Genomic DNA, 20475 nt, shown 5'->3' on the forward strand with positions numbered 1-20475 from the left:
CGGGCTACACGGCCACGCTGGCCAATGTGGGCTCTGACCTGACTGACTCTGACATTGTGGGAGGCATCACCGGCCCCATCACCCTGACGCTGGGTGAGAACAACACCTCAGTAGATGCAGGCTTCTTTGTGCCAAGCGCCAGCCTGGGGGACCTTGTCTTCTTTGATACGAATAGAAACGGTATACAGGATAACGGCGAAGTAGGAGTACCGAATGTGACAGTAAGCTTGTTAGGTGGTCTGACCGGGCCAATCTCAACAACGACTAACGCGAGCGGCTTGTACTCCTTCACGGGCCTGACCCCAGGTACGTCTTATACGGTAGTATTTAATACAGCGTCTCTACCCTCGGGCTTTACGTTGACTAGCGCCTTGAGTGGTACCAACACGGCGTTGGACAGCGACGCTGACCCAACCACGGGCGCTACTGCGCCAATCATCCTGGCCGCTGGTGAAAATAACACTTCGATTGATGCAGGGGTTAAGCCAAACCGGTTCGACTTGGCTTTGTCGAAAGCGTTGGTTAGCCAGGGGCCGTTCAATCCGGGAGATAACATAACCTACACGCTTACCCTGACTAACCAGGGTAACCTGACTGCTTATAACGTAGTAGTTGCCGATATGACACCCCCTGGCCTGACGGCTCAGGCGGGCGGCAGCTTTAGCAGTGTAGTGAGTGGCGTAGCGACAACAACCATTGCTGGGCCAATTGAGCCCGGCCAATCGGTATCGTTGACGTTGCTAGCAAGTATCGATGCTAATTTTACGGGAGGTAACCTGCGTAACGTTGGCGAGATCATGGCAGCTGACGACAACCTCATATCAGGTGATGCACCACCGTTTGACGATGATTCATCACCGGGTAACAATGATGCGGGCGAGGACGACCGTGGCACTGCCGACCTTCCAATTGGCCAGCGGGCTACATTGGGTAACTTTGTCTTCTTCGATACAAACGGAAATGGTGTACAAGACACTGGCGAAGAAGGTGTGCCGAACGTAACAGTTAGCCTTTTGGGTGGTGTAGGTGGAGTAGTGTCAACAACGACTAACGCGAGCGGCTTGTACTCCTTCACGGGCCTGACCCCAGGTACGTCTTACACGGTAGTATTTAATACAGCGTCTCTACCCTCGGGCTTTACGTTGACTAGCGCCTTGAGTGGTACCAACACGGCGTTGGACAGCGACGCTGACCCAACCACGGGCGCTACTGCGCCAATCATCCTGGCCGCTGGTGAAAATAACACTTCGATTGATGCAGGGGTTAAGCCAAACCGGTTCGACTTGGCTTTGTCGAAAGCGTTGGTTAGCCAGGGGCCGTTCAATCCGGGAGATAACATAACCTACACGCTTACCCTGACTAACCAGGGTAACCTGACTGCTTATAACGTAGTAGTTGCCGATATGACACCCCCTGGCCTGACGGCTCAGGCGGGCGGCAGCTTTAGCAGTGTAGTGAGTGGCGTAGCGACAACAACCATTGCTGGGCCAATTGAGCCCGGCCAATCGGTATCGTTGACGTTGCTAGCAAGTATCGATGCTAATTTTACGGGAGGTAACCTGCGTAACGTTGGCGAGATCATGGCAGCTGACGACAACCTCATATCAGGTGATGCACCACCGTTTGACGATGATTCATCACCGGGTAACAATGATGCGGGCGAGGACGACCGTGGCACTGCCGACCTTCCAATTGGCCAGCGGGCTACATTGGGTAACTTTGTCTTCTTCGATACAAACGGAAATGGTGTACAAGACACTGGCGAAGAAGGTGTGCCGAACGTAACAGTTAGCCTTTTGGGTGGTGTAGGTGGAGTAGTGTCAACAACGACTAACGCGAGCGGCTTGTACTCCTTCACGGGCCTGACCCCAGGTACGTCTTACACGGTAGTATTTAATACAGCGTCTCTACCCTCGGGCTTTACGTTGACTAGCGCCTTGAGTGGTACCAACACGGCGTTGGACAGCGACGCTGACCCAACCACGGGCGCTACTGCGCCAATTAGCTTAACGGCTGGGGAGAACAATCTCTCTGTTGATGCTGGGGTTAAACTAATACCTGTTTATGACGTGGCTATTGCCAAGACGGTAATTAGTGCTGCACCATATAACGCAGGAGGTCAGCTGACATATCAACTGACCGTAACAAACAATTCGAATCAGCCAGTATATAATGTACGGGTGAACGATGTCTTACCAGCACAGGTAAGCTTCGTTAGCGGAGACGGCTTTGCCGCCAGTGGACCAAGTTCGGTAAGTGCTCTTGTGGCCGGCCCGATCTCGGCTAGCGGTAGTGTAAGTCTGACGCTAACAGCGCAAATAAGCCCAAGCTATTCGGGTACTGCTGTTCAGAACATAGCAGTGGTGAGCCGGTATACATCGACGACTGACGCAAACGGTCCAGTACCAGTTGATACTACCCCGGCTAACAACACGGCTACAGTCACTACACCAATAGGGCTGGCTCCAGTGATTCAGTTAACGATTACTGACCCAGCTGTTTGTAATCCAACTACGAACGTGTACAGTACAACCGGTACGGTTACGCTGGTTAATACGCCAAGTGGTACACTCACAATTACAGATAACGGCGTATTGATTGCAACCATACCAGTTACCGCTGGGCAAACGTCAGCTGCCTTTAGCGCAACAGGTATCAGTGGTTCGTTGCCTGCCTCACGCACCTTAGTTGCTACATTAGCTACACTGACGGCAAGCACCACGTATGCAGTACCAACTTCGTGCACAGTATGCTCGCAGATTGCATTGGCACCACTTACCCTATCGAACGGTCAGATAAGCGCGGCTTATAGCCAGACGCTAACCGCAACAGGAGGCACCGCTCCGTACTTGTACATCGTGTCGGCTGGAACATTGCCCGCAGGCTTGAGTCTGAATGCGACTACCGGTGTACTGAGCGGTACGCCAACAGCGGCTACCGTTGCAAACTTTACTGTGGTAGTTTCGGATAGCAAGTCTTGCACAGGTACAGCACCGTACAGCCTATCGGTTGGCGTCGCTTGTCCAACAGACTACAGCATCGTGGTATCGAACAGTACTACGATCTGTAATGGCGACTCCATCCGGTTAGTAGCGACCACAGCTGTGCCAAACTCGAGAATAAGGTGGTATCTGACACCAACCGGTGGAACGGCTATCGCTACCGTACAAAGTGCTGAAGCCATTACGGTGAGCCCTACCGGAACAACTACTTATTACGTTGAAGTAGCTACGGCTGATAGCTGTAAGAGCACTCGCGTGCCAGTGGTAGTGACGGTCACGACGGTTTCCGCACCGATTGTAGTAGGTACTGTCAGAAACACCTGCCCAGCTACGACGGCTAACCTGGCAACCGTTCAGATTCAGAATACAACCGCTGGACTGACCTACGAATGGTATACAAGCCAGACGCGCTCACAAGCTACGCGGGTAACAAACCTGACCGCTGTAGGCGCTGGTCAATACTACCTCTTCGCTAAGTCGGGTAACTGCTACAGCGACCCAACGGTGGTAACCGTTAACATTGTAAGTTGTGATTGCCAAAATCCGGCTGGCGTGAATGTTGGTCCTGGCGTGATTGCTTGCTCCGGCGATTTAATTCCGCTACAGGCTGCCCTGTCAGGATCGGCAACGAGCGTAACCTGGTCGTCAAACGGCACGGGTACATTCAGCAGCCCATCGAGTCTGACCAGCACCTATACGCCATCAGCGGCCGATATTGCTAGTGGTTCTGTGCTGATTACGGCAACGACGAACGATCCAGACGGAGCAGGGGTCTGCACACCAGGCACCAACTCGCTGCTGGTTAAGATTAACAAGCGGCCAGAGGCTCCAGTGGGTGTGGCCTGCGACGATACGCTGGTTTGCCAGGGTAGCAGCACGAAACTAATTGGTTTCGCACCAGGCTTCCGAATCAACTGGTATGACCAGAACAATACACTGATTGGTACGACTGAAAGCGGTGGTAAGCAAGTGGTAACGCCATCGCGAGCCGGTGCAGTAGTTTACTTCGCAGAAGCGGTTAGCCTGGATGGTTGCGTAAGCACTACCCGTTCCTCGGTTACCGTAACTGTAGGTACCTGCCTGGCTAACCTGGCCGTCGTGAAGAAAATAGAAACCGCCGGACCATATAGCATAGGTCAAAAAGTAACTTACTCGCTGACGGTATCTAACAAAGGCAAAATTGCAGCTACCAGTGTGAAGGTGACCGACCTACTGCCAGCATCGCTGGGGTACGTTAGCTCGACACCATCTGGGGTCTACAACGCCGGAACGGGCGTCTGGACAGTAGGATCGCTGGCGGTTGGTTCTGACCGCAGCCTGCTGATCGAGACGACCATCAATGCGGCTGGATCTATCAAAAACCTGGCTACTGTAAGCAGCCCCGAAAATGATCCGAACTTCGCCCTCGATGATACGTCGTCGGTGACGATACGAACGGTAGATTGCGCTGTTCGACCACCATTAATTACGTGTGCAATCACCGAGATTTGCAAAGGTGGTTCGACAACGCTGCAAGCAACAAATTGCGAGGGTGGAACAGTCCGCTGGTCGGATGGTAAAACGGGTCTGACGGTTAGTGTCAGCCCAACTCAGACGACGACCTATACCGCAAGTTGTGTAGTAGGTAGTTGCACAAGTGCGGCATCGAACTCGATTGTGGTAACTGTTCTCGATCCGCAAATACCAACGATCACCGCCAGCGCCGAGAATGTTTGCCCAGGTACTTCGGTAACCTTAACGGCAGCAGGTTGCGCTGGTGGCACGATCGAGTGGTCGGAAAACGCACAGAAGGGCGCTTCCATTGTGGTCACTCCAAATACGAGGACGACTTACACCGCGCAGTGCCGTATTGGTAGCTGTCTAAGTAGTCCAGCAACGAAAACGATCGGCATCTCGCCAGATCTGCCAACGCCAACGATCGTGTGTAGCACAACGACTGCATGCCCAGGTGAGCCAGTAACCCTTACGGTGAATAACTGTGTAGGATCACCAGTCTGGAGCAGCACAACACAGACAACGGGTAGCATTATCGTAACGCCAACCGTTGGCAACAACAGCTACTCTGTATACTGTAAGAATGGCGCTTGTGTGAGTAAATCGTCACCAGTCTACACCATCCAGGTAGTAGCACCAGTAATTCCGACGATCACGGCCAGCGCTGATTCAATTTGTGCGAAAGGTCAGGTTATTCTGACGGCTACCGGCTGCAATGGCACCGTTCTCTGGAACGTGGCGGGTCAAACCGGGGCGAGCATCACGGTGAATCCGGAGGCTACCACGAGCTACTACGCTCAGTGCCGATACCGTACCTGCCTAAGCGAGCCGTCGAACACGGCGACGGTGACGGTGGTGACGCCAGCGGCTCCGATTATCCAGATGAACCCGGTAAAACCGATTATTTGCAGTGGCGAGAAGGTAGTATTGACCGCAGACAACTGCGCGGGTACAGTGAAGTGGTACGGTGTCAATCGGGTTGGCGCAAGCATTGAGATTATGCCAACCGAGACAATGGAGTACTACGCTACCTGTACACAGGGTTCCTGCGAAAGCGAAGCGTCGAACAAGATTCGTATAACAGTGAACAAGTCGACCGCTCCGGCACCGACAGTGGCCGCTTCAACGACTGCCTTGTGCAATGGTGGCGTGGTATCGCTCAGCGCAACGGGTTGCACCGGAACTGTACTCTGGTCGGATGGTCAAACTGGACCGATTGTTTCGGTAACGGTAACGCCAACCAACAGCGAGTTCTACGCCGTATGTAAAACAGCTGAAACGTGCGCTACCGGTAAGTCGAACACGGTGAAAGTGACCGTAACGCCAGTGCCAGCGCCAACCGTAACCTGCAGCGCAAGTGCTGTCTGCTCGGGTGAGGAAGTTACACTAACGGTTAATAACTGCCAGGGTACGCCATACTGGAGCACCGGCGAGACGACAACCACCATCGTCGTATCGCCAACGATGACGACAGGATACAGTGTATACTGTCAGAACGGAGTTTGCAAGAGCGAAACATCGCCAACGTACACCATTGCGGTAACGCCGGTTCCAGTACCAACGATTGTTGCATCGGCAAGCGCGGTGGAGCCAGGCGGTACTATTACCCTGACGGCAACGGGTTGCACGGGTGAAGTAATCTGGTCGGCCAACGACATCAACGGCAACAACAAAGGGGCGTCGATTGTCGTACGGCCAGAAGGTCGTCAGACCTACTACGCTCAGTGCCGATTCCGCGAGTGTCTGAGCGATCCGTCGGCAGCCCTCACCTTGAACGCAGGTGATGACTGTGTGGCCAAAGCCGGTACGCTTGTCGCCACGAACGCAACGGTATGTGTCGGTGCCAATGGACAGACCTTAATCTCAGCCGCCACAAACGGTGGTCTGGTTCAGCCAGCTAGTTACTCAGTCGTGTATGTGCTGACGAAAGGACCTGAATTAGTGGTCATGCAGACCAGTGCAACTCCGCAGTTCAACGTAGGAACCGAAGCTGGCAACTACACCATTCATACACTGGTGTACAACGCCAACCCAGCCGATAAGAATTACCTGGATCTGTCGGTGATCAAGCCAGGCGTTACGACGGGCGCTGACGTAGTCAAACTCATCGCCGATCGGAATGTCTGCGCTGAACTCGACGTAGCCGGTGCTAAAGTGGTGGTGAATTCAATGGCGCCACCGGTGCTGAGTGCATCATCGCCAACGGTATGTTACGGTTCGTCTGTAACCCTAACCGCAGCCGGTTGCGAAGGTGGTATTATCAACTGGTCTGACGGCTCAGTTGGTCAGGCGATCCAGAAAACAGTGATCAGCGATCTAAGCCTGCGGGCGACCTGCACAGTAAATGGTTGCGTAAGTGGTCTATCGACGGCCATCAACGTAACGGTTGGCACCCCAGCCATCCCGGCCGTTGTCAGCAGTAAGCCATCGATTTGCCTGGGCGAGCCAGTATCGTTAACCGCAATTGGTTGCGAAGGTGGTACCTACGTCTGGTCAGATCCGGCGAGCACAACGAGCAGCGTATTGACCGTTACACCAACGATGACGTCGCAATACCGCGTACGGTGTAAGATAGGTGAGTGCCTGAGCGAGTGGTCGGCATACAACACGGTTCAGGTGGGTGCTCCTGCCGCTCCAACAATCTCGATCGTTGGCGCAACGGGTACCAGTAGCGCAACGGTTTGCTTCGGTGCTCCAGTGACGCTCATCGCGACAGGATGCTCGAACGACAGCTACGTAACCTGGTCGAACAATATGGTGGGCAACTCGATCACCGTATCGCCAGCGAATACTGCCAGCTACACCGCTCGCTGCTGCACTTCGAACCAGTGTAAGAGCGAAGCCTCGAATGCTATAGCGATTGCCGTACTGCCAAAAGTGGCACAGCCAACGGTAGTTAATAAGACGAATACTTGTCCGTTCAATACGGTGGATCTGACTACGGCCGTGACCAGTACGGCAACGACAACCGGTGGCGTGTTCGAGTTCTACACGAGCGCATCGCTGGGTCTGGAGTCGAAAGTAGGTAACCCGGCTGCCGTAGGTACCGGTACGTACTATGTGGTTGAGAAGACTGCGAACGGCTGCTACAGCCTGCCAGTTGCGATCCACGTACAGATCAATACCTGTGACGTGCAGGTGCCATGTGATCCGCAGAATCCGGCTACGGCCGATGCAGGAGCGGATGCCAGCATCTGTGCCGCCAAGACCTACCAGTTGGCAGGTAAACTGGGGGGAGCGGGTAAAGTAGCCTACTGGACAACCAGTGGTAACGGAACGTTTAGCAATCCATACGCGCTCGACGCCGTCTACACGGCCAGTGCCGAAGACGTAATGTCGGGTAAAGTGACGCTGACCCTCTCCGTTAGCACCAACAACGCAAGTTGTCCGGTGGCTACCGACCAGATGATTCTGACTGTAGAAGGTAGCAAAACCATACCGGTGGTATCGGTACTGGGTAATACGAACTTCTGCTACGGTGATTCAGTGAGACTAAAAGCGCCGGATGGAGCCGCTGGTTACCGGTGGAGCAACAACGCAACCTCGCAGACCATCGTGGTTAAATCGAGTGGCGAATACAGCGTTCAGTTGCTCGATCCGAAAGGATGTACGTCGGTTAAATCAGCGAACGTAGCGGTGAATGTGGCTGAGCCTGTTCTGCCGCCGATCGTGTCTAACCTGCGGAATACCTGTCCGTCTAAGATTGTTGATCTAACCAAAGCGCTAGCGTCTACGAACGCAGGTAGCTCGTACATCTACCGAATCTGCGAATGCACGACGTCAAACGTCATCATGCGGCCAGACTCTGTGTGCGAGGGTACCTACTGGGTAGTAGAGAGAGCAGCATCGGGTTGTGTGAGTGCACCATCTAAGATTGAGGTGAAAGTATTCAACTGTGCAACCGATACGCTGAAGGCTGATGTAAGCATCACCAAAACGGTAAATACGCCAACTGTCAATAATGGTCAGCCGGTCATCTATACCATTAAAGTAGAAAACATGGGACCACACACGGCTAAGAATATCGATGTTCGCGACGTTCTGCCTAAAGGTTTAGAGCTGATCACGGAGCCGACAGCAACCTACAAAGTGTCGAACGGTGTGGTTACCAAGCGTATCGATAGCTTGCGGGCCGGTCAATCTACATCGTTTGCCGTTGTCGCCCGGGTAGTGGAAAAAGGCGCGATCGTGAATAAGGCCGAGATTACGTATCTAGACCAAAACGATCCGAACTTGGCCAACAACTCGTCGAGCGTAACCGTACAGGATACGTCGTCGGCTAAACCAGGCCTGATCGGTTTGGCGAAAGCTGTACTGGGTACACCAATGGCCGTGGGTGACTCGCTCATTAAAGTGTCGTACGGCTTCGTCGTAACGAACTTCGGCGACGATACCCTCCGCAACGTTGAGGTGGTCGATGATCTGGCGTACTTCTTCAGGCCAAACACGGTTGTTGCAGCAAACGTAACCCTGGGTACAGGTTCTACGCTGAAATCGAATGCAAACTTTACCGGTATTGGAAACAATGCCAACATGCTCGATTCAACCAGTTACCTCGCACCAGGCCGTTCGCATACAATCCGTCTCGACGTAACGGTACAGCGGACGGCGGGCGACACGACCATGGCGTTCCAAAACATTGCGAGTGCATCGGCTATCAACAGTGTAACGATGGTCTCTGACCTCTCGATGAACGGTGGTGACTCTGACCCGGATGGTGACGGCGATCCAACCAACAACACGGGTGTGTCGAGCTTTACGCTGGGTGCCGAACAACCAGAAGGACCAAGCATTGGTCTGGCCCTTGGGGTAGTTAAGGTGGTGAAACAGCCTGACAGCAGCTATAACGTTACGTATAAAGCAACGATCAAGAACTTTGGTACTGTAGATCTGTACGGCATTAGCCTGACGGATAGCCTGGTGAAGGCGTTTGCAGCACCGGTTTCTTACTCGGTTGTCGGAGCGCCTGTTGTCGGAGCCGGTAGCAGCCTGGTTGTCAATGCTAACTACAACGGTAACGACCAGTCTAATCTGTTGGCGAACACGAGTCGTCTGATGGCTGGTGAGCAGGATACGCTGCTGATCACGGTAAATGTGAAGCCGAATGGCAATAACGGTCCGTTCTACTCATCGGCTACTGTGGTTGCCCGCACGATGGATTCTACGCAGACGGTTACGGATATTTCCAACAGTGGCTTCGATCCAACACCGCTGGGTTCTATATCGACCGCCGTTCGCTTCGATCTGCCACAAGCGTTGCTGGGCGTAGCGAAATCAGTGGGTACGCCGACGTTGGTTGAGGAAGGGGTTTACGACATTCCATACACCATCGAGCTGACTAACCTCGGCACCGTACCGCTCAAGAAGGTACAGGTAGTAGATAATCTGTCGCAAGCCTTTACCAATGGAGCACTGATCGTGAGCAACCGCATCGCTGTCAAGGCGGGGCCGGGTCTGACCGTAGACTCCGTCTACACCGGCCAGGGCCTGATCACAAAGATGCTGGTCGATTCGCTAAGCAATCTGCCAGCGGGAGCCAGCAGCAGTTTGTCCTTCACGGTTCGGGTGAATGTGAAGAGTGCCGATTCGCTAACGTTCTACAACACGGCTAAGGCAACGGCTATGACGGAGAGCAACGAGGTAGTGGAAGATATGTCGACGGCCGGTACGAATTACGATCCGGATAACGATCTTGATCCGCGTAACAACAGTGAGCCAACGCCGATTGTGCTGAACAATCTGTCGACTACATCGTATATCGGGGTAGCTATGGCCGTCAGCGATACGGTTCGGAAGGCAGACGGTAGCTTCGATGTTACGTATCAGATTGTCGTGAAAAACTACGGTCCTGATCCGCTGACGCACGTAGCCCTGAGCGACTCGCTGTCGAAAGTGTTCAACAGCCAGACGGGCGCAAGCTATAGCGTAGTGAAAGCACCAATCACAACCTCAACGGGCAGTACCCTGAAGCTGAATACCAACTTCGATGGTAGCGCTGATCCGATGATTGTGCTGGGTGATAGCACCAGCTCGCTGGCAGTCGGCAAAGTCGACACGATCCTGGTGGTTGTAAACGTAGTGAGCAACGGTAGTACGACGACCTTCCTAAATACGGTATACGCTCAGGCACGAGCCAAAACCGGTAACGTGACGGATGTATCGACGAACGGACTGGCACCTGATCTAAACGGTAACAATAACCCAACCGATCAGAACGAGCGTGAAGCAACTCCGCTGTCGTTGCCACCAACGCTGTCGTCGATCTTTATTCCTGAAGGTTTCTCGCCGAATAACGATGGTATCAATGATCTGTTCGTTATTCGCGGTACAACGGGACTAACCGTTAGCCTGGATGTCTACAACCGTTGGGGACACCTGGTGTACGAAAGCGCCAACTACCAGAATGATTGGGATGGTAAGCCAAATACGGGCATAGCCATTAGCTCGAACGCCAGTGGCGTGCCTGACGGAACGTACTACTACGTGATTAAGACAAGTGACGGACGCAAGTTTGTACGATACATGACGATTAACCGCTAATACCGATGTCAAACCAGTTTTCAACCAAACATTGGGCAGTCGTGCTGCTGCTGATCCTCGGGATCGGCAGCAGCCAGGTCCGGGCTCAGCAGGACAAAATGTTCTCGCAGTACATGTTCAACATGATGGCCCTTAACCCGGCCTACGCTGGTAGTCGTGATGTGCTGAGCATGTCGGCGCTCTACCGCAATCAGTGGACGGGATTACCAGGAAGTCCACAGACGGCAACCTTCACTATGGACATGCCCCTGAATCAGGAGCGGGTTGGCATTGGATTGCAGTTGTACGGCGATAAATTTGGTGAAATGCAAGAAGCAGGAGCCTTCGCGTCGTATGCTTTTCGAATTAAAGTAGGTGAAAAGACTACACTAGCTTTGGGATTGCAGGGAGGGGCTTCAAGTTTTCAGTGGAATTTAGCCAATGTTAGAACTAACCCGGATGGCTCTGGCCAAATTGATCCAGCTTTTGCCAGTAATGTATCGAAAGTACTGCCAAACTTTGGTACGGGTATTTATTTAAGTAATGATCGATCTTACATTGGCGTATCACTTCCGCGATTGATAAAAAACAAAATATCAGAGTATGCATCTGGTGATATTCGCTCTGTACAACGTCGCCAAGGTTATCTAACAGCCGGGTTTGTAGTTGGTATTAGCCCGGCCGTAAAAATGAAGCCGTCGATGCTTGTTAGATATGCCGAAGGAGCGCCATTAGGCTTTGACGGAAACATCAACTTCTGGTTCGCTGATCGTATCGCCATTGGTGCTTCGGTTCGCCGGAGCCAGTTCTACTCCTATGACAATTACTCGACGGATGCGCTGGTGGGTATGCTGGAAGTACAGCTGACAGATCAGTTCCGCTTCGGCTATGCCTACGACCGTACCATGAACAAGCTGGGTGATGTAGCGCCGAGTTCGCATGAGATTATGATCCGCTACGAGTTTGGCTTTGGTAAAAACCGTATCCTGACACCGCGCTACTTCTAATTTCGGCGCAGTATTTGCTTACTGGAAAGGTATGTTCTCCCAATGCATTTGTGAGGGCATACCTTTTCTTTTTGGGCTTTAGTATTCTCTCCCAAACACCACTGTGTATGACACGTATCCTTTCTTTACTCGGACTTGTCTGGCTGGTTACTAGTTCCGTGCTGGCACAATCACTGACCAAGCAGGCCGATCAGCAATTTGATCAGTTAGCCTATACCAAGGCCATTGAACTGTACGAACAGGCTCTTAAAAAACCATCGGACTTATCCGGCGAAGCGCTACGGGCAGCCAAGGTTAAACTCGGTTACAGCTATCAGAAAGTTCGCGATATGCAAAACGCTGAACGGGTGTATCGCGACTTGATCAGCAGTGGCGATCTACCGGCTGAATACAATCAATGCTATCTCTACTACGCTCAGGCCCTGGCCAGCAACGGAAAGTATCGTGAAGCACAGGAAGCTTACGATAAATACGGAAATCAGCAGGCTTCAGATAAGCGAGGACCGGTGTTTTCTAAACTCTACCGCGATGTAAGTCCGCTAACTCGTAATGCGGGTAGTTACAAAGTTGAGTTTTTGACCATGAATACACGGAAGGCAGAATTCAGCCCGATGTTGTACAAAGAGGGGTTGGTGTTTGTGTCGGCCGGTACCGGCGGCAATGGTATCAAACGGGTGTTTAACTGGAGTAGCACTCCTTTTCTGGATCTGTATTATGTGCCTGAAGTGAAAACGTTACGTGGGTCAAAAGCCTCAGCCATTGGTGGATCTAAATCGACAAAACGGGTACGCACCCAGCTCATCCGGCCGCTCGGGCATGATGACTTCACGGCACCAACGGCCAATGATACCAAAACAGTTGGCTTCTATGGCGGAGCTACCCCCAGCCTGGGTTACGAAGACCAGCCCCTCAGCGAGTCGGACCGGTTTAGCCGAACACTCAACACAAAATATCACGAAGGGCCTGCCACGTTCACTAAAGATGGCTCACGGGTAATTTTCACGCGAAACAACTTTAACAATGGCCAATACCGTCAGAGTAAGGATGGTGTAAACAAGCTTAAAATCTACACGGCTACTCAGGTGAACGGAATATGGGGGGAGGCTCAGGAACTGCCCTTTAACAACGACGAATATTCGTCGGGTCATCCGGCGCTGTCTAAGGATGATCAACTGCTTTACTTCTCATCGGACCGTCCCGGTGGTTATGGGGGTACCGACATCTACGTTTCCAGGTGGTCGAATGGTAAGTGGGGAGAACCCGTAAACCTGGGCAAGGAAGTTAATACGAAAGGCAACGAACTTTTTCCGTTTGTCGATGAGAAAGGTAACCTGTACTTCTCGTCGGACGGACAACCGGGCTTAGGTGATCTGGATATGTTCTACGCCCAACTCACGGCCGAAGGCGTAAAAGCGAGAACCGTGCGCAACCTGGGAGAACCCCTGAACTCGGCCAAGGATGATTTTGGTATCGTAACGGATGGCGAACGTAAGACGGGTTATTTCAGCAGTAACCGCAAAAATGGCGGTGCCGATGATGATGTGTATCGGTTTACGCGGGAGGGGTCGCTCTATCCATGCCGTGAGCTAACCGTTAGTGTGTTCGATGCGGAGTCGAAAGAACCCCTGGCCAATACGTCTATCGCCTTCGATAATGCTGCTAACGACAAACAAAAAGAACTCAAAACGGATGCCGAGGGACTGGTGCGCGTTTGTCTTAACTCCGACAGCGACTTTAAGTTTCTGGCCAGCCGGGAAGGGTATATGGATAACAAAGTCGGTTTTTCTACGAAAGATTTATCGGATGACCAGCCATCGCGTCTGGACATTCCCCTGAGTAAGCCTAAAGAAGCCGAAAAAGCAAAGACAATGATGTTGCGGGGCCGGGTATTAACCCAAAAAGATAATAAACCCGTCGCTGATGCTAAGGTGGTGGCCGTGAATGAATGTGACGGAACTATCCAGGAAACAACCTCTGGCGCGGATGGTACTTATCAATTCGAGATCTTTACGGGTTGTGCCTACGTGCTCGAAGCCATGAAAGCAAACATGGGTAATGCTGGTAGCCGCATCACGAAAGAAGGCACCGGCTCCACCGACCTGTATATGTTCAAGAAGGGCGACGTGCTTAAAGTTGACAATATATACTACGACCTCAACAAAGCGACCATTCGCCCCGACGCAGCTGCGGAACTTGATAAGCTGGTTGCACTGATGAATAAATACCCAACAATGACCATCGAGATGCGGTCACATACTGATAGCCGGGCCACTGCACAGTATAACAAGACACTGTCGAGTAATCGGGCTAAGTCGGCCGTTACGTATCTGAAGTCGAAAGGGATTTCGGCCAAGCGAATGGTCGCGAAAGGATATGGAGAAAGTGCCTTATTGAACAAGTGCAAAGACGGTGTAAACTGTCCTGAAGAAGAGCACCAGCAGAATCGTCGGACGGAAATTAAAATTCTAAAATTAGATTAACCCAGATTTCAGGAATTTATGGCGGCTTCGTTAAAAACGTTTTTAACGAACCCGCCATTTTAGGTTTTTAAGGCAAAACACCGCAATTTGTTGCCTATTCGTTTACGCTATGCCTGCTCTCGTTCGATCCAAGTTTATTGCCCTGGCCATCGCTTTTGCTCTTTGTTGCCATTGTGCTGAAGCTCAGAAGGAAGTTCTGTATTCACAATACCTGGTTAATACGTTGAGTATCAATCCGGCCTATGCTGGTAGCCGAGAGTCATTTCATCTGTCGGCCTTTCTTCGGCGTAAATGGTTTGGAGTTCGCGGAGCACCGCTTACGCAAAGCGTTTCGGCCGATGTAGCCATTGCCAACGGCCGTGTTGGATTAGGACTTCAAGCGCTAAACGACCGAATGGGTTTGTTTCTAGCCACAGGCGTTTATGGGAGCGTTGCGTATCGATTCAATCTACCCGCATTGGCTAAGCTCTCTATTGGCGTTCAGGGGGGCGTGAACGTGCTGCCGCTTTACGATTTTACCACCGCGTCGAGTATTAACCGGGCAATCGGGAGTTTTGGTGTAGGTATCTACTACCAGTCAGATCGTTATTTCGGTGGGCTGTCTGCTCCAGAAATGACAGGTCAGACGTTTGACCTCACCGGTCGGGCGACGTACCGGAGTGTCCGGCCCGTTATGCTTCAGGCCGGAGGTAAGTTTGGAGTTGGCGAAACAACCGTTTTGATACCTTCGGTATTGATTTCTAAAATAGCCAACTTGCCCATGGGTTTCGACGTAAATCTCAGAGCCTGGTTCAATGAAGAGATTGGGTTGGGGCTATCGTACCGGCAGAATAGTCCGGGCCTTATCCAAACGAATTACCTACAAGCGTTGGCTGAATATCAACTTACCAAGGCCATACGTCTGGGCTACCTCTTTTATTCAAAAACGCCCGAAAGCCCCAATTCAAATCAATATTTTCAGCAAAGCGTGCATGAAGTGGTGTTACGCTTCTCGCCGAACACCTTGCAATTCTCGTATTAATGAAGCGGGCTAGTCTTCTGATTGGTCTTGGTTGTTTAACTCTATGGTGTAGGAGGTTATCCCGGTCATTTTGCCGTCCGCAAATAAGTAAAGATCGCAAGAGGCTACCTGAGTAACGTGCTGATTAACATCTACGTAGGCAGCGATGCTGTCAATTACGACACAGTTATCACTAGGCACCACGAAAAATTTGCGAAACGTAACGTCTACTGTCTTTAGGTAAGTAGCCGATTGTTCGCAGGCTTCTATGACGCGTTCTTTGCCGACAATGCTATCGTTGCCAACTAAATTCCATTGGATAGTATCCAATAAGTAAGGGTACGTTCTGGAGAATTCATGTCTCGAAAAAGCTTCAGCGATTTGTTCAATGGTTAAGCGCATGGAGTATTGGCGTTTAGAATGACAACATCACGGTTCAAATAAACAGTTTTTCTACCCAAGTTTGGATAGAGCGCGTTGAGCACCAGCAACCTATGGTAACTCTGTTCGTATATCAGGACGTAACCGTATTCTGCAACTCGGTATCCGGACAGATGTTAAAAATTTGCCGTCTCCGTTTGGTCAGGCCTGCGTTAGGCGATTTCTCATTTTTTCGGTAACTTAGTCGCTTAGAAACGTAATTCAACGCCCGTTTGAAACCCCACGACGAGATTTCCAGGGCCGACATGTTTCGCTACCTGACGGCCGACAGTCGTATGCCCAACCAACAAACTATTCAGAATTTATACATCCCCAGCGATCTCGACCGGGAGTTTCCGTTGGCTCCGCACTTCGTTCAGGCATTTGGTAGTTACCCTAACTACCTGCACTTCAGCGACGATTTCAAGCCGTCGGCGCGGGAGTTGCTGGATAGCCGTGGCTTTGCGTTGATAAACCACTCGGCTCGGGTGAATGACGAAGGCTGGCATGTTGTCGAGCGGATTTACCAGCACGACGATGGTGTGTTACTGAAAGCCGAGTTTGTTGGCGAGCGGTTTCTGCGGCTTTATGGCTTCTATCGCGACGAAACAGCGGCCAGAACGCTGTTACAGGGCGTTCAGGAACATAAATACGTTCACGAAGAAAACCAGACGCACATCTATTTAATTCAGAGTGGACTAGGCGGTCTGCATACCGAACGGGTTGAAATTCTCCCGCCCGATATTGATCTGGAATTGCATTACAATAGCGATTTTCCGCCCGTGCACGAACGGCTGGTTACGCTATTGGCGCAACCCAAGAGCAAAGGCTTGATCTTGCTTCACGGCGAACCCGGAACGGGCAAAACAACCTACATCAAATACCTTAGCTCATTGGTCAAGAAGGACATGCTGATTCTGCCTCCTTACATGACCAATTACCTGACCTCGCCCGAGATCATTCCGTTTTTATTGGATAACAAAGATTCCGTACTCATCATTGAAGATGCCGAACGAATTCTGCAGTCGCGCGAGGCCGGGGGCGACACGAACAGCGTTTCAAACATTCTGAACCTGACGGATGGGTTGCTCGCTGACTGTATGCACATTCAGGTCATTGCTACCTTCAACGCCAGTAAGCATCTGCTGGATAAAGCCCTGCTACGTAAGGGTCGTTTGATGGTCGATTACGCGTTCGGCAAACTGGCTCCGGGTAAAGCCAATGACCTGCTGCAACACCTCGGAATGGAATACCGCACAAAGGAACCCATGACCCTGGCTGATATCTTTAATCTTGAGGAGCAAACCGTATCGGGTGAGCGGCAAGAGGTTAAGATGGGGTTTTAAAGGTGGTTAACTCACCTTAACGAATCTTTGGGCTCTTGATTCGGTGTTGAATCGGGCAGAGTAGTTAACGTTGGAGCTGCTATGATGGAAGAATTGGGGTGACCTCGCTTCCGAAGCGACCGGCGCATTTTAGGCATAGCCATCACCATATCGGCCTGCTTTAGCATAGCGTTGACGCCACCGTAACCGACAGCCCGATGAACCAGTTCGCCTTCAGGTGTAATAAAAAGCGCGGTCGGGTAGCTGCTCACGGCATACTGCCTGGCCAATGTAAAACCTTCACCTAGTTCGGCATCAACCTGATAGCTAACGAAATGCTCGTTGAATTTTTCGCCGACTTGTGGGTTGGGAAAGGCTTCGCGCGCCATACGTCGGCAGGGAGGGCACCAGGTTGTGTGAAAGTCGACATAGATCGGCTTGTGCTGGCGTTTCGCTTCCGCTAATACATCAGTCCAGGAGCCAGTGAAAAAACGGATGCCAACGGGCTCATCAGCGCGCGCATGAACAAAAAGGAAGCACAAGAACAGAACAGAAAGGGCAGCGTATTTCATTAACCAAATGTAGGCAGTAATTCGCTGATGCGGTTGCCTGGTTTAATCGGTCGCTGGTTGCTTGTTTTTCTTAGCTTGATGTCTCTTTTCTCTTTCTTCCAGTTTTTCCTGGTGAATCTTTTCTGCATCTTCAATAGAGTGCGATTCGGATAAACTATCTTCTAATTTCGCCTTCTCGGCTAGCCGCCCGAAAAATTGATGAAGGGCATGCAATTCAGCTTCCGTCAGGTCTTCGACATTGAGCAACCGATTACTGGCTTTTCGATTGACGGCGATCAATCATTTAAGGCCGCTTATCCCGATACTGAGATGAACGTTGTTTCACCAGAGAATTACATGGATTGGCTTCTTTAGACATTGAAGCCACAAAGACAATTTCTTTTTGCTACGTGCAGTTACCTAGGCCGTTCCTATGCTTAAAACTAGCGCACTGCCTGGAGTAGCAACACCGACCTATTTGAAGTCGGCGTTGCTACTCCAGGCAGTGCTTTACTTCCTCTTTATCTCGGCTAACCCTTTTTCATAATCGGCAGTGTCTTCGCCAGCAGCTTTAATCTTCGCGATGGCTTCCTGCTGTACTTTAATGGCTTCAGCTTTGCGGCCGAGTTTGCTCAGTAAATGTGGGCCTAATTATTTAGATACATACCTACTAGTAGGACTGGTTGACAGGTGAACTATCTATGTAGTTGGCCTGAAAAGATAGTGAACTAATAGTGGGTTGCGCGTGTCTTTTTTGTATATGGCAAAAACAACAATACCACACGTTAAACCTGCTGATAATAAGGAAGAAGTAAGCTGGCGCGAACGCTTTGCGGCTCTGGGTAATCTACCTGCTTTTTTCCGGTTGGTATGGCAAACCTCGCCGGCGTTATTTATTGGCAATGCCGCATTACGACTCGTTCGGGCGGCCATTCCTGCCGCAACACTTTATATTGGTAAACTCATCATTGATCAGGTAGTTGCGCTCAACAAAGCGGGCGACATATCAAACGCGGCCGATACCACGCAGCTATGGTGGTTTGTGGCAGCTGAGTTCGGACTAGCTATTTTATCAACGGCATTGGGCCGGGCGGTGTCGCTGATGGATGGTCTGCTGGGCGATCTGTTCGCTAATCAGACCTCGATTCGGTTGATGGAGCACGCGGCTACCTTAGATCTTGAACAGTTTGAAGACGCTACGTTCTACGATAAACTTGAGCGCGCTCGTCGGCAAACCACGGGCCGGACGGTGTTGCTATCGGGCGTGTTTGGCCAAGTGCAGGAGCTGATATCGGTTGGTTTCCTGGCGGCTGGTCTGGCGGTGTATAACCCCTGGCTGTTGCTGCTGATTCTGGTGGCTGTAACGCCTTCGTTTATTGGCGATAATTATTTTAACCAGCGCAGCTATTCGCTCTCGCGCTCCTGGACACCCGAACGGCGCGAGCTCGACTATCTGCGCTACATTGGGGCCAGCGACGAAACGGCTAAAGAAGTTAAGATATTTGGCCTTTCGGGATTCCTGATAGACCGTTTCCGGAGCTTATCGTGGGAGTACTTCACAAAAAACCGGGCATTGGCCATTAGTCGGGCCAGTTGGGGAACGTTATTGACGGCGCTCGGCACAGCGGGCTACTACGGCGCTTATGTCTGGATTGTGATGCGGGCGGTGAACGGTCAGATCACCCTTGGCGATCTTACCTTTCTGGCGGGGTCGTTCCGGCAGGTACGGGGTTCGCTGGAAGGCATTCTGCTTCAGTTCAGTAGCCTGACCCAGGAGGCTATCTATTTGCAGGACTTGTTCGATTACTTCGCCATCAAACCGCTGATTCATTCGCCTAAAAGCACCCGGCCTTTTCCGAGCCCGATTCGGGAGGGTTTCGTGTTCGAGAATGTTGGATTCAAATATACGAACTCCGAGCGGTGGGCGTTGCGAAACTTGTCGTTTACCCTACACGCTGGTGAAAAACTGGCCTTAGTGGGGGAGAATGGTGCAGGAAAAACGACCCTGGTGAAGCTGCTCGCCAGGCTTTATGACCCGGCTGAAGGGCGCATTTTGCTGGACGGTTACGATCTCCGCGACTATGATTTGATGGAGCTCCGTCGCAACATTGGCGTCATCTTTCAAGATTATACGCGCTTTAAGATGTCGGCGGGAGTGAACATCGCCGTAGGCGACATTGATGAACGTACGAACCAGTCGCGCATTGAAACCTCTGCCCAGCGGAGTCTGGCCGATACGGTCATTGCGAAGCTGGCCGGCGGTTACGATCAGCAGTTAGGGCGTTCGTTTGGCAAGGGGGTTGAACTCTCCGGGGGCGAATGGCAGAAGGTTGCTTTGGGAAGAGCGTATATGCGCGACGCTCAGCTCATTATTCTCGACGAACCTACGGCGGCTCTCGATGCCCGGGCCGAGTATGAAGTTTTCCAACGATTCGCTAAGCTGACCGAAGGCCGTTCGTCGGTAATTATTTCGCACCGCTTTAGCACTGTCCGCATGGCCGACCGAATCTTAGTACTCGAAAATGGAACGCTACTTGAGATTGGGTCGCATTATGAGCTACTCGAAAAAGACGGACGCTACGCAGAGTTGTTCGGGTTACAGGCCAGGGGATACCAATAATTTTATTGTTGATAACAGAATAACTGCTGCTACGCTAAAAGATCTTTTGGCGTAGCA

The 20475-nt window shown here is 51.6% G+C and carries 9 protein-coding genes; 6 read left to right on the forward strand and 3 right to left on the reverse strand.

The features are described 5' to 3' along the window. Positions 1-56: 56 nt before the first annotated feature. The 4 genes from ACFSUS_RS13975 (at position 57) to ACFSUS_RS13990 (ending at position 15523) form a co-directional block, all read left to right on the forward strand. Entirely contained in the window at positions 57-11036 is a 10980-nt protein-coding gene (locus ACFSUS_RS13975; protein ID WP_381523531.1) for an SdrD B-like domain-containing protein, read from the forward strand. Positions 11037-11041: 5 nt separating this feature from the next. Then, complete coding sequence (locus ACFSUS_RS13980) at positions 11042-12022, forward strand: PorP/SprF family type IX secretion system membrane protein (RefSeq protein ID WP_381523532.1); 981 nt, start codon at positions 11042-11044, stop codon at positions 12020-12022. A 107-nt stretch (positions 12023-12129) separates the two neighbouring features. Next, positions 12130-14502: an OmpA family protein gene (locus ACFSUS_RS13985; protein ID WP_381523534.1), complete on the forward strand. Its 2373-nt coding sequence runs from the start codon at positions 12130-12132 to the stop codon at positions 14500-14502. A gap of 109 nt (positions 14503-14611) precedes the next feature. Continuing rightward, on the forward strand, positions 14612-15523 hold the full coding sequence (locus tag ACFSUS_RS13990) for a PorP/SprF family type IX secretion system membrane protein (RefSeq protein ID WP_381523536.1): 912 nt from the start codon (positions 14612-14614) through the stop codon (positions 15521-15523). Between the two features lie 9 nt (positions 15524-15532). Here the strand turns inward: ACFSUS_RS13990 and ACFSUS_RS13995 are convergent, their stop codons facing one another. Further along, a complete protein-coding gene (locus ACFSUS_RS13995; RefSeq protein WP_381523538.1) occupies positions 15533-15904 on the reverse strand; it encodes a hypothetical protein in 372 nt (123 codons plus the stop codon). A 251-nt stretch (positions 15905-16155) separates the two neighbouring features. Here ACFSUS_RS13995 and ACFSUS_RS14000 point away from each other — a divergent pair, with 251 nt between their 5' ends. Beyond that, entirely contained in the window at positions 16156-17268 is a 1113-nt protein-coding gene (locus tag ACFSUS_RS14000) for an AAA family ATPase (RefSeq protein ID WP_381523540.1), read from the forward strand. Between the two features lie 11 nt (positions 17269-17279). On the opposite strand, the gene ACFSUS_RS14005 is transcribed toward ACFSUS_RS14000, so the two are convergent. Continuing rightward, the gene (locus ACFSUS_RS14005; RefSeq protein WP_381523542.1) at positions 17280-17819 is read right to left on the reverse strand and encodes a thioredoxin family protein; all 540 of its coding nucleotides are present in this window, start codon (positions 17817-17819) and stop codon (positions 17280-17282) included. 42 nt (positions 17820-17861) lie between these two features. Continuing rightward, complete coding sequence (locus ACFSUS_RS14010) at positions 17862-18098, reverse strand: low affinity iron permease family protein (protein ID WP_381523544.1); 237 nt, start codon at positions 18096-18098, stop codon at positions 17862-17864. A gap of 460 nt (positions 18099-18558) precedes the next feature. On the opposite strand from ACFSUS_RS14010, the gene ACFSUS_RS14015 reads away from it, so the two are divergent. Continuing rightward, on the forward strand, positions 18559-20418 hold the full coding sequence (locus ACFSUS_RS14015) for an ABC transporter ATP-binding protein (RefSeq protein ID WP_381523546.1): 1860 nt from the start codon (positions 18559-18561) through the stop codon (positions 20416-20418). Positions 20419-20475 lie beyond the last annotated feature (57 nt).

This window comes from Spirosoma soli (assembly GCF_042684525.1).
Lineage (GTDB): Bacteria > Bacteroidota > Bacteroidia > Cytophagales > Spirosomataceae > Spirosoma > Spirosoma soli.

Coding starts and splice junctions, on each gene's coding strand:
- ACFSUS_RS13980 (WP_381523532.1), top strand. CDS start 11,042: ATGTCAAACCAGTTTTCAACCAAACATTGGGCAGTCGTGCTGCTGCTG.
- ACFSUS_RS13985 (WP_381523534.1), top strand. CDS start 12,130: ATGACACGTATCCTTTCTTTACTCGGACTTGTCTGGCTGGTTACTAGT.
- ACFSUS_RS13990 (WP_381523536.1), top strand. CDS start 14,612: ATGCCTGCTCTCGTTCGATCCAAGTTTATTGCCCTGGCCATCGCTTTT.
- ACFSUS_RS13995 (WP_381523538.1), bottom strand. CDS start 15,904: ATGCGCTTAACCATTGAACAAATCGCTGAAGCTTTTTCGAGACATGAA.
- ACFSUS_RS14005 (WP_381523542.1), bottom strand. CDS start 17,819: ATGAAATACGCTGCCCTTTCTGTTCTGTTCTTGTGCTTCCTTTTTGTT.
- ACFSUS_RS14015 (WP_381523546.1), top strand. CDS start 18,559: ATGGCAAAAACAACAATACCACACGTTAAACCTGCTGATAATAAGGAA.